The organism is Tatumella sp. JGM94, from assembly GCF_018257595.1.
Taxonomy (GTDB): domain Bacteria; phylum Pseudomonadota; class Gammaproteobacteria; order Enterobacterales; family Enterobacteriaceae; genus Tatumella; species Tatumella punctata.
In genome coordinates this window covers 33,389-48,545 of record NZ_JAERJN010000003.1, presented here as the reverse complement: position 1 = coordinate 48,545, position 15,157 = coordinate 33,389, and the positions used below count along the sequence as shown (strand labels likewise).

The following is a 15,157-nucleotide window of genomic DNA, read 5'->3' as shown; positions in this document are numbered from 1 at the left end:
ATATCCTCTGATGTCATTAGCGATAAAGATCTTCAGGAGTGAAGCAGCCGGAGGCGTAGTATTAATTGTTGCTGCTGGCCTGGCACTGATTCTGGCTAATATGGGCTGGAGTGCTGAGGGCTATCAGCAGTTTTTACAGTTTACGCCGCTGACTGGCGTCAGTATCGACGGGCACTCTCCGAATACCCTGTTCTGGATAAATGATGCCCTGATGGCACTATTTTTCCTGCTGGTCGGGCTGGAAGTTAAACAGGAGCTGGTCAGCGGGGCGCTTGCCACGCGTCAGCAGGCCGTATTTCCGCTGCTGGCAGCGATTGGCGGAATGATTGCCCCTGCGGCTATCTTCCTGTTATTTAACGGTGGCTTAGCTGAAATTCGTCAGGGCTGGGCGATACCTACTGCAACTGATATTGCTTTTGCATTAGGGATTCTGGCGCTGCTCGGTAACCGGGTGCCACCGGTACTTAAAGTCTTTCTGATGGCGCTGGCGGTGATTGATGATCTCGGGGCAATTATTATTATTGCCCTGTTCTACAGCGGACAGGTGTCATGGTTTGCTTTAGGGGGAGCGGCTATTGTGATGGCAGTACTGGCGCTGATGAACAGGGTCGGGCTGCGTTACCGGAGTCTGTACCTGCTGGCTGGTGTGGCACTCTGGTATGCGGTGCTCTCTTCCGGTGTTCATGCAACCATTGCCGGTGTGATACTGGGCCTGATGATGCCGGTTAAAGGGCAGGGGAAGCACTCTGCAGCCCTGAAACTGGCACACAGCCTGCATCCCTGGGTTCGCTGGCTGATCCTGCCGTTATTTGCTTTTGCTAATGCCGGCGTGGTGATGAATAACCTCAGCATGCAGGATGTGATCTCCTCCCTGCCACTGGGTATTATCGCCGGTTTACTGTTGGGCAAACCGCTGGGAATTACGCTGATATGCTGGATAAGCTCACGGCTGGGCATGACCAGGCTACCGGAAAATACCGGAATTAAAGACATTGCTGCTATTGGCATCCTCTGTGGTATCGGCTTTACGATGTCGATATTTATTGCATCACTGGCTTTTGGTCAGGACGGTACGCGGCTGATTAATGAGGCGAAGCTGGGGATCCTGTGTGGTTCGGTACTGTCTGCGGTGGCGGGATATGTACTGTTACGCCGGCGTTTTACGTATCAAAGATAAGGCCGTCAGCACCGCTGCGGGGAATGTCAGCACTCTGTCATCGGGGGGCTGGCATTTTTTTCAGAAGATCAGCGGACATAAAAAAACCGGCCTGAGCCGGTTCTTTTCAAAGCGACAACGCGCTGACGATTAAGCCAGTTTGTTGATCTGTGCAGTCAGGTTAGCTTTATGACGTGCAGCTTTGTTTTTGTGGATCAGACCTTTAGCAGCCTGACGGTCCACGATTGGTTGCATTTCGTTAAATGCGTTCTGCGCAGCTGTTTTATCGCCAGTAGCGATTGCAGCGTATACTTTTTTGATGAAAGTACGCAGCATTGAGCGACGGCTTGCGTTGTGCTTGCGACGTTTCTCAGATGTTACAGCGCGTTTCTTAGCTGATTTGATATTAGCCAAGGTCCAACTCCCAAATATGTTCTATATGGACAAATCAAAGGCCGAGGACTATGCCTTTTGCGCCTTCTTTTGTCAATGGATTTGTGCAAATAAGCGTCGTTTAAAAAACAACACCCGGTTACGTAATTGATGGCGCAAGATTCTACCAGCTTCCTGATTATGAATACAGCTTTTCACAACAAAATTGCAGGGAATTTACCCGGCCCTGAATAAACACGATGAAAAGCAGTAAAGAAGCGACGAAAGGCTTCACTGACGGGTTAAATTTGTACGCCGTAAAGGGTATAATCCGGCGATTTCCAGCGAGTTGAGTCGGCCATGAAGTTTATCCGCGGTTTACATAATCTCACAAAGCAGCATGGTGGCTGCGTTTTGACTATTGGTAATTTTGACGGTGTGCATCGCGGGCATCAGGCGCTGCTGAAGCAACTTTGTGAGGAAGGACGGCAACGTAATCTGCCGGTGGTGGTCATGCTGTTCGAGCCACAGCCTCAGGAGTTTTTTTGCCGCGGGCAGGTGCCTGCCAGACTGACACGGCTGCGTGAAAAAATAAAATATCTGGAACAGGCCGGGGTCGATACGGTTGTTTGTGTACGTTTCGACGGCGCATTTTCGGCCCTGACAGCGGATGATTTCATCCGCGATATTCTGGCGGAAAAGCTGGATGTCAGGTTCCTGACGGTCGGTGATGATTTCTGTTTCGGCGCTGGCCGGGAAGGGAATTTCCTGTTATTACAGGAGGCGGCGCGCCGCTATCATTTCGATGTGGTGAATACCCGGACATTCTGTCACCAGGGAGAGCGGGTCAGCAGTACTAAAGTGCGTGAAGCTCTGGCGGCCGATGACTTTCTGACGGCTGAACATCTGCTGGGGCGGCCTTATGCGATTAGCGGACGGGTTATCCACGGTGATGCCCTGGGAAGGACTCTGGGCTTTCCTACCGCGAACATACCGCTGCGACGGACCGTATCACCGGTAACAGGGGTTTATGCTGTAGAAGTTCAGGGAATATCTGAACAGTCTTTCTACGGGGTAGCAAATATTGGTACCCGGCCGACGGTAAAAGGGATGCGTCAGCAGCTGGAAGTTAATTTACTGGATGTAAATATCAATTTATATGGCCGCCATATCTCTGTGGTATTGCGGCATAAAATACGTAATGAGCAACGATTTGCATCGCTTGATCAACTGAAAGCGCAAATTGCCAAAGATGTGGTGACGGCCCGCGAATTTTTTGGGCTAAAAACAACGGCATAATGGCCGAAATATGGAACCGAGAATCTGATGAGTGACTATAAAGCTACCCTGAACTTACCTGAAACCGGGTTCCCGATGCGTGGCGATTTAGCCAAACGGGAACCTGCAATGTTGCAGCGATGGACCGACGATAATCTGTACAGTGCGATCCGTGCAGCAAAAAAAGGTAAAAAAACATTTATTCTGCACGATGGCCCTCCTTACGCTAACGGCAGCATTCATATCGGTCACTCAGTTAACAAGATTCTGAAAGATATTATTATTAAATCTAAAGGTCTGTCTGGCTTCGATGCGCCTTATGTGCCTGGCTGGGACTGCCACGGATTACCTATCGAACATAAAGTTGAACAAATGATTGGTAAACCGGGTGAGAAAGTCACTCCGGCGGAGTTTCGTGCTGCCTGTCGCAAATATGCTGCAGAGCAAATCGAAGGACAGAAAAAAGACTTTATCCGGCTGGGCGTGCTCGGCGACTGGGACCGTCCTTACCTGACGATGGATTTCAATACCGAAGCAAATATTATCCGTGCACTGGGACGGATCATCGGTAACGGACATCTGCACAAAGGAGCAAAGCCGGTACACTGGTGTACAGAGTGTCGTTCGGCACTGGCCGAAGCAGAAGTCGAATATTACGACAAGACCTCTCCGTCTATCGATGTCATGTTTAATGCGGTGGATAGCGCAGCGGTTGCTGCCGCATTTTCTGTCAGTGTGCCTGAGGCACCGGTGTCACTGGTTATCTGGACCACCACCCCGTGGACGATGCCTTCTAACCGTGCCATCTCCGTCAACCCTGAGTTTGAATATCAACTGGTGCAGGCCGAAGGGCATGTCCTGATTCTGGCTAAAGATTTAACGGAAAGTGTTCTGCAGCGTGCCGGTATTTCCGAATGGACAGTACTGGGTGAATGCCGTGGTGATGCGTTGGAGTTATTGCGTTTCCGTCATCCGTTCCTTGGTTTTGATGTCCCGGTATTACTGGGTGATCACGTCACGCTGGATGCCGGTACCGGAGCGGTACATACGGCGCCGGGTCATGGTCCTGAGGACTATGTTATTGGCCAGAAATACGGTATTGAGGTAGCGAACCCGGTAGGACCGGACGGCTGCTACCTCCCGGGAACCTATCCGGGGCTGGACGGGGTCAACGTATTTAAAGCTAACGACCTGATTGTTGAGTTGCTGCGTGACAAAGGTGCACTGCTGCACGTTGAAAAGCTGCATCACAGCTACCCGCACTGCTGGCGTCATAAAACGCCGATCATCTTCCGCGCGACCCCGCAGTGGTTTATCAGCATGGATCAAAAAGGACTGCGCGCCCAGTCGCTGAAAGAAATCAAAGACGTCCAGTGGATCCCCGACTGGGGCCAGGCACGTATTGAGTCAATGGTGGCTAACCGCCCTGACTGGTGTATTTCACGTCAGCGTACCTGGGGAGTGCCAATGGCTCTGTTTGTCCATAATCAGACGGAAGAGCTGCACCCTGACACACTGCAACTGATGGAACAGGTCGCGCTGCGTGTTGAACAGGATGGGATTCAGGCATGGTGGGATCTGGATAGCAAAGAGTTACTGGGTGCGGATGCAGAACACTACAGTAAAGTTCCTGATACTCTGGATGTATGGTTCGATTCCGGTTCTACCAGTTGCTCAGTAGTGGATGTTCGTCCTGAGTTTGGCGGACACAGTGCCGATATTTATCTGGAAGGTTCTGACCAGCACCGTGGCTGGTTTATGTCATCACTGATGATTTCCACCGCAATTAAAAGCAAAGCACCTTACCGTCAGGTACTGACCCATGGTTTCACCGTTGATGGTCAGGGCCGTAAGATGTCTAAGTCGATTGGTAACACGGTCAGCCCGCAGGATGTGATGAACAAACTGGGTGCTGATATTTTACGTCTGTGGGTCGCGTCAACCGACTACTCTGGTGAAATGGCGGTTTCCGACGAAATTCTGAAACGTTCTGCAGATGCATACCGTCGTATCCGTAACACCGCTCGTTTCCTGCTGGCTAACCTGAACGGTTTTAACCCGCAAACTGACCTGGTTGCTGCTGATGATATGGTGGTACTGGATCGCTGGGCCGTCAGCCGTGCGCTGGCTGCACAACAGGATATCCTGGCGTCATATGAAGGTTATGATTTCCATGAAGTTGTACAGCGTCTGATGCAGTTCTGCTCGGTGGAAATGGGCTCGTTCTATCTGGATATCATTAAAGACCGTCAGTATACGGCTAAACCTGACAGCATCGCACGCCGTAGCTGCCAGACGGCACTCTGGCATATTGCTGAAGCGCTGGTTCGCTGGATGGCACCGATCATGTCCTTCACGGCTGACGAAATCTGGGGACACCTGGCAGGGCAACGTGAACAGTATGTATTTACCGGTGAGTGGTATCAGGGACTGTTTGATCTGCCAGAAAGTGAAACGCTGAATGATGCTTACTGGGAGCAATTACTGAAAGTACGCGGTGAGGTAAATAAAGTGATTGAACAGGCCCGTGCTGACAAAAAAATCGGCGGCGCGCTGGAAGCATCGGTTGTGCTGTATGCTGATCACTCGCTGGCAGAAAAGCTGAATGCACTGGGTGACGAACTGCGTTTTGTGTTACTGACCTCAGAGGTACAGGTTCAGGATTATCAGTCTGCACCGGCAGAAGCGGTGCACAGTGAACAGCTTAAAGGGCTGAAAATCACCCTGCAAAAAGCGGCTGGCGAAAAATGTCCGCGCTGCTGGCACTACACGCAAGACATTGGCAAGAACCCGCAGCATGCTGAAATCTGTGGCCGTTGTTACAGCAATGTCTCCGGTGCCGGCGAAGAGCGTAAGTTTGCCTGATGAGTAAATCTCTGTGTTCTACCGGCTTACGCTGGATATGGGTAACGGTACTGGTGATGGTTGTCGACTTCGTCAGTAAACAGTGGGTCATGGCTGATATGCAATTGCATGAAAGCCGTGCACTTATGCCTTCCCTGAATCTGTTTTACGCCCGTAACTACGGTGCTGCATTCAGCTTCCTCGCTGACAAAGGGGGATGGCAACGGTGGTTCTTTGCCGGTATTGCGGTGGCCATAGTGATAGCGCTGCTGGTGATGATGTTCCGAAACCGTGCCAGCCAGAAAATGACCAATATCGCCTATGCCATGATCATCGGCGGTGCTGCGGGGAACTTACTGGACCGTATGTGGCACGGCTTTGTTGTCGATTTTATTGACTTCTATGTCGGAGACTGGCATTTCGCAACCTTTAATCTTGCAGACTGCGCCATTTGTATCGGAGCTGCACTGGTGATTCTGGAAGGGTTTCTGCCTTCTGCAGCGAAACAGGCGGATAAAGGGTAAGGCATGAGTAACTCGGTACAGCATGATAGTTCGTTACTGGTCCATTTCACTCTGACCCTGGAAGATGGAACCCTGGCCGAATCAACACGCGCTAATGGTAAACCGGCATTGTTTCGGCTGGGTGATGACAGTCTTTCACCGGCCTTTGGGACAGCCTTACACGGCCTGACGGCCGGGGAAACCCGGCAGTTTACTCTCGCACCTGAAGACGGGTTCGGGGTATCCAGTCCGGATCTTATCCGGTATTTCTCCCGCAGGGATTTTACTGAGGCCGGTGAGCCTGAACAGGGGGCGATTATGTTGTTTAGCGCGCCGGATGGCAGTGAAATGCCCGGCGTGATCCGTGATGTTTCCGGTGATTCTGTCACGGTAGACTTTAATCACCCTCTGGCGGGGCAAATGATTACCTTTAATGTTGAAGTGCTGGAAGTTAATCCACGACAGGAGGCCGAAAATGCAAATTCTGCTCGCTAACCCTCGTGGTTTTTGTGCCGGTGTTGACCGTGCCATCAGTATTGTTGAGCGGGCGCTGGAGATGTATGGTGCCCCGATTTATGTCCGCCATGAGGTGGTACATAACCGCTATGTAGTGGCGGGGTTACGTGACCGCGGGGCAGTGTTTATTGAACAGATCAGCGAAGTCCCGGATGGTGCTATTCTGATTTTCTCTGCCCACGGTGTGTCTCAGGCAGTGAGGGCTGAAGCCAGGGCACGCTCACTGACGATGTTATTTGATGCGACCTGTCCGTTAGTCACCAAAGTCCATATGGAAGTCGCCCGTGCCAGCCGTAAAGGTGTTGAAGCTATATTGATTGGTCATGCCGGCCACCCTGAGGTCGAAGGCACGATGGGCCAGTACAGTAACCCTGCCGGGGGAATGTACCTTGTCGAATCTCCTGAAGATGTTTTCAGACTCAATGTTAAAGATGAATCGAATCTGAGTTTTATGACCCAGACGACATTGTCGGTTGACGATACTTCAGAGATTATTGATGCGCTGCGTCAGCGTTTCCCGGCAATCATCGGTCCGAGGAAAGATGATATTTGCTATGCAACCACCAATCGCCAGGAAGCCGTCCGCCATCTGTCAGAGCGTGCTGATGTTATCCTGGTGGTAGGGTCAAAAAACTCGTCAAACTCTAATCGCCTGGCAGAACTGGCCCGGAGAGCCGGTAAGCATGCTCAGTTGATTGACTCTGCGGAGGATATTCGTGAAAGCTGGCTGCAGGGTGTGAGTTGTGTTGGCGTGACTGCCGGAGCATCGGCCCCTGATATTCTGGTACAGCAGGTGATTACCCGCCTGAGGGAGTTTGGTGGCGAAGCGGCAGTCGAGTTAATCGGCCGCGAAGAAAATATTGTTTTCGAAGTGCCTAAAGAGTTACGGGTAGATGTAAAAGAAGTCCGGTAATTCTCCGAAGCCCGCAGCATGCAATATACTGCGGGCTTTTTATGGTACAGGCTATTGCTTCCCTTGCGGACTTTTCCCGCGGATAACAATTTTTACCCCCCATTGATTTTACTGATAATATCTCAGATCAAACCTGAAATTTTAATGATGCTTTTATTTTACTGGTGACTGTTCTGGTGGCTGGTTAATCTGAGCTGGCAGGATATACACACCCACAGGAATGAATAGTTATGAAAAATATCCGAATAGGTATTGTCGGAGCCTCCGGGAGAATGGGGCGCCAGTTAATTGAGGCTGTATCACTGGCCGGAGATATGACTCTGGGTGCCGTCGTGGTGCGTCGCGGGTCTTCGCTGACGGGGTGTGATGCCGGTGAACTGGCGGGGATCCATAAGACCGGTGTGCAGATTACCGATAACCTGCTGACGGTAAAGGATAACTTTGATGTGCTCATCGACTTCACCCGTCCTGAAGCCAGCCTCGAGTACCTTAAATTTTGTGAAACTCATCAAAAAGCGATAGTGATTGGTACCACCGGCTTTGATGAGGCCGGTAAGCAGGCTATCCGCAGGGCAGGTATCAGTATACCGGTTGTTTTTGCCGCAAACTTTAGTGTCGGTGTTAACCTGGTGCTTAAACTGCTGGAAAAGGCAGCAAAAGTCATGGGTGAATACAGTGATATAGAGATCACGGAAGCGCATCACCGGTATAAAGTGGATGCACCTTCCGGTACGGCATTAGCGATGGGGGAATCCATTGCTGAAGCGATGAACTGGGACTTATCAGAACATGCGGTGTATAGCCGTGAAGGCCATACGGGAGAGCGCAAGCCACACGCTATCGGCTTTGCTACGGTACGTGCCGGCGATATTGTCGGTGAACATACAGCCATGTTTGCTGATATAGGCGAGCGGGTTGAAATCACCCATAAAGCTTCCAGCCGGATGACTTTTGCAAAGGGAGCAGTTAAGGCGGCAGGCTGGGTTTTTGAGCGTGAAAATGGTGTTTATGATATGCGTGATGTGCTTTATTTGAATGATTTATAATGTGTTGTGATGTGAATTTCAGTCGATAACTATTTGATTGTAAAAGAGGTTGTTTGTTTTACTTCCTCTTTATTTTTTTTATAATTGTTTTTGTTTGTTTTTATTGCGTAGCCTTTATTTTTATTTGTTTTCTATTATTTTTATATTGTCTCCAACTGATTTTTCGGACCATTTGGTCTGAAATTACCAGTTTTCCCGCTTTCTGCTATGCTTCTTATCAGGCAATCGTTTTAAACGGCCAGCAATCCCCTGTTTTTAACCCTGTCAGTATATTTTTGCCATCAGTGGGTTAAAAAAACTAATAATATTACCTTTCAGACTGGACATAAGCAGGGCTGGTCATTAGAATGCGCCCAATTTGCCAAAATTAGACCTTTCAGGTGTTTTTTGGATTGATTCAGGTATCAATAATGAATTAATATGCAGGTATAGTGACTATTTATTCCCCGGAGGAAGTTTTGATTAAGTCAGCAATCCTGGTTCTGGAAGACGGAACCGAGTTCCACGGTCGGGCCATTGGGGCCAGCGGATCGGCAGTGGGAGAGGTCGTTTTCAATACGTCAATGACCGGTTATCAAGAAATTCTTACTGATCCTTCCTATTCCCGCCAGATCGTCACTCTTACTTATCCCCATATCGGTAATGTTGGTACTAATCCCGCTGACGAAGAGTCATCCCGGGTACATGCGCAGGGATTAGTTATTCGCGACCTGCCCCTGATTGCCAGCAACTACCGCAGCACCGAAGACCTTTCAGCCTATCTTTCCCGTCATAACATTGTCGCTATTGCTGATATTGATACCCGTAAACTGACCCGTTTACTGCGGGAAAAGGGCGCACAGAATGGCTGCATTATTGCCGGTGATAACCCGGATGTCGCTGCGGCACTACAGCAGGCGAAAAACTTCCCGGGCCTGAAAGGCATGGATTTAGCGAAAGAAGTAACCACCGATAAAGCATATCCGTGGACACAGGGCAGCTGGACACTGAACGATGGACTACCGGCCCCTAAGGCTGACAGTGAACTGCCTTACCATGTAGTCGCCTACGATTTTGGTGCTAAGCGTAATATTCTGCGTATGCTGGCTGACCGCGGGGTGCGTCTGACGGTTGTTCCGGCGCAGACCCCGGCAGATGAAGTGCTGAAAATGAATCCGGATGGTATTTTCTTATCTAATGGTCCCGGTGACCCGGAACCTTGTGACTATGCTATCAGCGCGATTAAACAATTCCTCGAAACCGATATCCCGCTGTTTGGTATTTGCCTCGGACACCAGTTATTAGCCCTGGCCAGTGGTGCCGCGACCGTAAAAATGAAACTGGGTCACCATGGCGGTAACCACCCGGTCAAAGACCTGGATCGTGATGTGGTGATGATTACCGCACAGAACCACGGTTTTGCCGTTGATGAGCAGAATCTTCCGTCATGTTTACGGGTGACCCATAAATCCCTGTTTGACCACACGGTACAAGGTATCCATCGCACGGATAAGCCAGCTTTCAGTTTCCAGGGACACCCTGAAGCGAGCCCCGGACCGCATGATGCGGCACCGCTGTTCGATCACTTCATTGAATTAATTAATACTTTCCGTTCCGGTAACAGGTAATCCAGGAGCTAATAAATGCCAAAACGTACAGATATAAAATCGATCCTGATCCTTGGTGCCGGTCCTATTGTTATCGGACAAGCCTGTGAGTTCGACTATTCCGGAGCGCAGGCCTGTAAAGCCCTGCGTGAAGAAGGTTACCGTGTGGTGCTGGTGAACTCGAATCCGGCAACCATAATGACTGACCCGGAAATGGCGGATGCGACCTATATTGAGCCAATCCACTGGGAAGTGGTACGTAAAATCATAGAAAAAGAACGTCCTGATGCTGTGCTGCCGACCATGGGTGGCCAGACCGCACTGAATTGTGCGCTGGAGCTGGAAAGACAGGGGGTTCTGGAAGAATTTGGCGTTACCATGATTGGTGCAACCGCCGATGCGATTGATAAAGCAGAAGATCGCCGCCGTTTTGATAAAGCGATGAAAAGCATCGGACTGGATACTGCCCGTTCCGGGATTGCCCATACCATGGACGAAGCCTTAAAAGTGGCTGCTGAGGTTGGCTTTCCGTGCATTATTCGTCCTTCCTTTACGATGGGGGGCACCGGTGGCGGTATCGCGTATAACCGCGAAGAGTTTGAAGAAATCTGTGAACGCGGACTGGATCTGTCTCCGACCAATGAGCTGCTGATTGATGAGTCGCTGATTGGCTGGAAAGAGTATGAAATGGAAGTTGTTCGTGACAAAAATGATAACTGTATCATTGTCTGCTCGATTGAAAACTTCGATGCCATGGGGATCCATACGGGTGACTCAATCACCGTTGCGCCGGCTCAGACCCTGACCGATAAAGAGTATCAGATCATGCGTAATGCCTCGATGGCCGTACTGCGTGAGATTGGTGTGGAAACCGGTGGTTCTAACGTCCAGTTCTCGGTAAACCCGGAAAATGGTCGTTTGATTGTTATCGAAATGAACCCAAGGGTGTCACGTTCTTCGGCGCTGGCGTCAAAAGCCACCGGCTTCCCGATTGCTAAAATTGCCGCTAAGCTGGCGGTTGGCTATACCCTCGATGAACTGATGAATGATATTACCGGGGGGCTGACACCGGCGTCATTCGAACCTTCTATCGACTATGTCGTGACCAAAATCCCTCGCTTTAACTTCGAAAAATTTGCCGGCAGTAATGACCGTCTGACCACGCAAATGAAGTCAGTGGGTGAAGTCATGGCGATTGGCCGTACCTTCCAGGAATCCATGCAAAAGGCATTACGTGGCCTGGAAGTCGGTGCCTGTGGATTTGACCCGAAAGTGGATCCGGAAGAGGCTGATGCACTGACCCGCATTCGCCGTGAACTGAAAGATGCCGGCAGTGACCGTATCTGGTATATCGCTGATGCGTTCCGTCTGGGGATGTCAGTTGATGGTGTGTTTAATCTGACCAATATCGACCGCTGGTTCCTGGTGCAGATTGAAGAACTGGTTCGTCTGGAAGAGCAGGTTGCCCGTCAGGGACTGAATGGCCTGAACTACGACTTCCTGCGTCAGCTGAAGCGTAAAGGTTTTGCTGACCTCCGGCTGGCACAACTGGCGGGAGTAGCGGAACATGAAGTCCGTAAACTTCGTCAGCAATATAATCTGTATCCGGTCTATAAGCGGGTGGATACCTGTGCGGCAGAGTTCGCGACGGACACGGCTTACATGTACTCAACTTATGAAGAAGAGTGCGAAGCCAGCCCGAATACTGATCGTGAAAAAATCATGATCCTTGGCGGTGGCCCGAACCGTATTGGTCAGGGTATTGAATTCGACTATTGCTGCGTCCACGCTTCACTGGCATTACGTGAAGATGGTTACGAAACCATTATGGTTAACTGTAACCCTGAAACGGTCTCTACCGATTACGATACCTCTGACCGTCTGTACTTTGAGCCTGTGACCCTGGAAGATGTGCTGGAGATTGTTCGTATTGAACAGCCCAAAGGGGTGATTGTTCAGTACGGCGGCCAGACACCACTTAAACTGGCCCGTGCTCTGGAAGCCGCCGGTGTCCCGGTCATTGGCACCAGCCCTGATGCTATCGACCGTGCCGAAGACCGTGAACGTTTCCAGCATGCCGTTGAGCGTCTGGCATTAAAACAACCGGCAAATGCAACCGTCACAGCCCTGGAACAGGCCGTTGAGAAAGCCGTTTCGATTGGTTATCCGTTAGTGGTTCGCCCTTCTTATGTACTGGGCGGCCGGGCAATGGAAATTGTGTATGACGAAATCGACCTGAAACGCTATTTTATGACCGCCGTGTCTGTGTCAAATGATGCGCCTGTGTTACTGGATCGCTTCCTGGATGATGCTGTCGAAGTCGATGTCGATGCTATCTGCGATGGTGAACAGGTACTGATTGGCGGAATTATGGAACACATTGAGCAGGCCGGTGTTCACTCCGGTGACTCAGCCTGTTCACTGCCGGCGTATACCTTAAGCCAGCAGATTCAGGACGTAATGCGTGAGCAGGTAAAAAATCTGGCATTTGAACTGAATGTTCGCGGTCTGATGAATGTGCAGTTTGCCGTTAAAGATAACGAAGTCTATCTGATTGAAGTTAACCCGCGAGCAGCCCGTACAGTACCTTTTGTTTCTAAAGCCACCGGTGTGCCATTAGCCAAAGTTGCAGCACGTGTTATGGCCGGTAAAACACTGGCGGCGCAGGGTGTCACCAAAGAGATAATCCCTCCTTATTATTCGGTAAAAGAAGTGGTATTACCGTTTAACAAATTCCCGGGAGTTGACCCGATCCTCGGTCCGGAAATGCGTTCTACCGGTGAGGTTATGGGCGTCGGTCGTACCTTTGCAGAAGCTTTCTCTAAGGCTATGCTGGGTTCACAGTCGATGATGAAAAAGTCAGGACGTGCACTGTTATCCGTGCGTGAAGGCGACAAAAAGCGGGTTGTCGATCTGGCAGCCAAATTAATGAAATATGGTTATGAACTGGATGCGACACACGGTACGGCAGTGGTCCTGGGTGAAGCAGGGATTAACCCGCGGCTGGTGAATAAAGTACATGAAGGGCGACCGCATATTCAGGACCGTCTGAAAAATGGTGAATACAGCTATATTGTTAATACCACGGCCGGACGCCAGGCGATAGAAGATTCACGCCTGATCAGACGCAGTGCACTGCAGTATAAAGTGCATTACGACACGACCCTGAATGGTGGTTTTGCCACAGCAATGGCACTGAATGCCGATCCGACCGAACGGGTGATTTCTGTTCAGGAAATGCACGCCGAAATTAATGCCTGACCTGCCTTAAATAAGCGGCCCTGATTGCAGGGTCGCTTATCATTTCAGTAAAAATCATCAAAACGCACGTTATACCATTTAAAAAAATTTAACTTTCTGACAGGATCATCTGTCATTTTCTGCTTTCCTATTTTTTATATTCAATAAATAGCATTGAGTTATCTGGTATTTATCTTTACCCCGATAATCTCCGTGAGAACAATTCGTTTAAATTATTATTTATATTTATGGATAATCCAGATGAGAAAAAACTGGCTGAGTCAGTCTGTTCGCGGCGGCCTGGTACTTATTTCAATGATACCGGTTGCCGGTCAGGCAGATATTCATGTAATTCCACCGCTACCGGCAGATAATCCTTTGAGCCGGCTCGATTTAACCGTGGGCGGCAGTATCCGGCCACAGTTTAATCACTCGACAGGGGTGGATGATAAGTCATATAAGCGCAATGGTTTTGATGGCGGCAGCCGGTTCCGTTTCGGGGCCCGTTACCGTATTAACCCGGATCTGAGCTGGATTAACTATTACGAACCGGGCGTTAATATTCCGGCAGTATTAAAATGGGACCACCATTATCAGCCCGGCGCGCATAATACCACCCGCCGACAGATGTATACGGGGCTGGAAAGTAAAACATGGGGCCGTCTGACTTTCGGGCAGCAAAACAGCATTTACTACGATGTGGTCGGAGCAAAAACGGATATCTGGGATGACGATATGCTGGCCCAGGGACCGGGGGTTGGGATCAATGGTGACTATGATGGTACCCATCGGGCCCGTAAGCTGTTGAAATATGAAAAATCGGTTGGCCCTGTGGATGTTTATGCAGGTTATCTGTTTACCGACAATAATTATTATCCGGGCAACGGGCTGGCTTATAAGCGCCAGGGCGGCGGATCTTTAGGGGCTGACTATCATATTACCCCGCAGCTGAGCTGGGGGGTTGCCTGGAGTTATACCAAAGCGGCGATGCGCAATCCTGCCACCGGCCAAAGTCGCGACTACAATCAGAACCTGCTGGGCACCGCCTTAAGCTGGAAGCCTGATAACTGGATATTTGCGATGGGCGGAGGCTGGTATCAGAACTTTGCACCGACCAAAAAAGTGACTATCGAGAATTACTTTGCCGGTAGTAGCTGGGGCACTGAATATTTTGCCGGCTATAAATTCCATATCAAACAGTATGGGATAAAAACGATCCAGCCTTATGTGATGGGGGATCGTCTGCAATTTGTCAGCGGACGTCATTATCAGCGGATTGATAATGGCCTGGGAATTTCTTTCCAGATGGCTTATGGTTTCCGTATTGATGCAGAGCATATCTTTACTTCAAGTACTGATAATATCGGTGATCTGAACCTGGTGCGGCTGCGTTACGATTTCTGAGTATTATGGCCAGTCCGTAAAACAGATTTACTGTTGTCCTGCGGACAGGCCTTTCCCTCCGTCCCCTCCGAAACGTTACCCGCTATCACTTTTTTATCCTGCGGTCTGTGACAGATTTACTGTTTTTTATCCGGCGATTACCTTATTTAACGATGAAATATGCGTTTTATCTGCCTGATTACTCAAAATTTAACCATGCTAAATTCTGCCCGATAACTTATTAAAAACCGTCATTTTTATAATTAGAATATTTTATATTATCGGGATTAATTATGAATAACAGTTGGTATTTTATACTG

11 protein-coding genes are annotated in these 15,157 nt (G+C 49.8%); 10 read left to right on the top strand and 1 reads right to left on the bottom strand.

Annotated elements, in window-relative coordinates; all coding sequences use genetic code 11:
• The first annotated feature begins 10 nt into the window (after positions 1–10).
• Positions 11–1,177, top strand: a complete 1,167-nt coding sequence (gene nhaA / locus JK216_RS03085; protein WP_212711911.1) for a Na+/H+ antiporter NhaA — start codon at positions 11–13, stop codon at positions 1,175–1,177.
• A 129-nt stretch (positions 1,178–1,306) separates the two neighbouring features.
• On the opposite strand, the gene rpsT is transcribed toward nhaA, so the two are convergent.
• Positions 1,307–1,570 (bottom strand): 30S ribosomal protein S20, encoded by a 264-nt coding sequence (gene rpsT, locus JK216_RS03080; protein WP_212707014.1) that lies wholly within the window; start codon positions 1,568–1,570, stop codon positions 1,307–1,309.
• A gap of 318 nt (positions 1,571–1,888) precedes the next feature.
• Here rpsT and ribF point away from each other — a divergent pair, with 318 nt between their 5' ends.
• The 9 genes from ribF (at position 1,889) to JK216_RS03035 (ending at position 14,858) form a co-directional block, all read left to right on the top strand.
• Positions 1,889–2,827, top strand: a complete 939-nt coding sequence (gene ribF / locus JK216_RS03075; protein WP_212707013.1) for a bifunctional riboflavin kinase/FAD synthetase — start codon at positions 1,889–1,891, stop codon at positions 2,825–2,827.
• Positions 2,828–2,854: 27 nt separating this feature from the next.
• Positions 2,855–5,671, top strand: coding sequence for an isoleucine--tRNA ligase (gene ileS / locus JK216_RS03070; protein WP_212711912.1), 2,817 nt, complete (start codon positions 2,855–2,857; stop codon positions 5,669–5,671).
• A complete protein-coding gene (lspA, locus tag JK216_RS03065) occupies positions 5,671–6,174 on the top strand; it encodes a signal peptidase II (RefSeq protein WP_212711913.1) in 504 nt (167 codons plus the stop codon). The genes ileS and lspA overlap by 1 nt, the downstream gene beginning before the upstream one ends.
• 3 nt (positions 6,175–6,177) lie before the next feature.
• Positions 6,178–6,648, top strand: coding sequence for an FKBP-type peptidyl-prolyl cis-trans isomerase (gene fkpB, locus JK216_RS03060; RefSeq protein WP_212707010.1), 471 nt, complete (start codon positions 6,178–6,180; stop codon positions 6,646–6,648).
• Positions 6,629–7,582, top strand: coding sequence for a 4-hydroxy-3-methylbut-2-enyl diphosphate reductase (gene ispH, locus JK216_RS03055; protein ID WP_212707009.1), 954 nt, complete (start codon positions 6,629–6,631; stop codon positions 7,580–7,582). Before fkpB ends, ispH begins: the two co-directional genes overlap by 20 nt.
• A gap of 230 nt (positions 7,583–7,812) precedes the next feature.
• Entirely contained in the window at positions 7,813–8,628 is an 816-nt protein-coding gene (dapB, locus tag JK216_RS03050) for a 4-hydroxy-tetrahydrodipicolinate reductase (RefSeq protein ID WP_212710212.1), read from the top strand.
• A 458-nt stretch (positions 8,629–9,086) separates the two neighbouring features.
• Positions 9,087–10,235, top strand: coding sequence for a glutamine-hydrolyzing carbamoyl-phosphate synthase small subunit (gene carA / locus JK216_RS03045; protein ID WP_212707007.1), 1,149 nt, complete (start codon positions 9,087–9,089; stop codon positions 10,233–10,235).
• Between the two features lie 15 nt (positions 10,236–10,250).
• Positions 10,251–13,475, top strand: coding sequence for a carbamoyl-phosphate synthase large subunit (gene carB / locus JK216_RS03040; RefSeq protein WP_212707006.1), 3,225 nt, complete (start codon positions 10,251–10,253; stop codon positions 13,473–13,475).
• Between the two features lie 294 nt (positions 13,476–13,769).
• Positions 13,770–14,858 (top strand): porin, encoded by a 1,089-nt coding sequence (locus tag JK216_RS03035; RefSeq protein WP_249213023.1) that lies wholly within the window; start codon positions 13,770–13,772, stop codon positions 14,856–14,858.
• Positions 14,859–15,157: the final 299 nt, after the last annotated feature.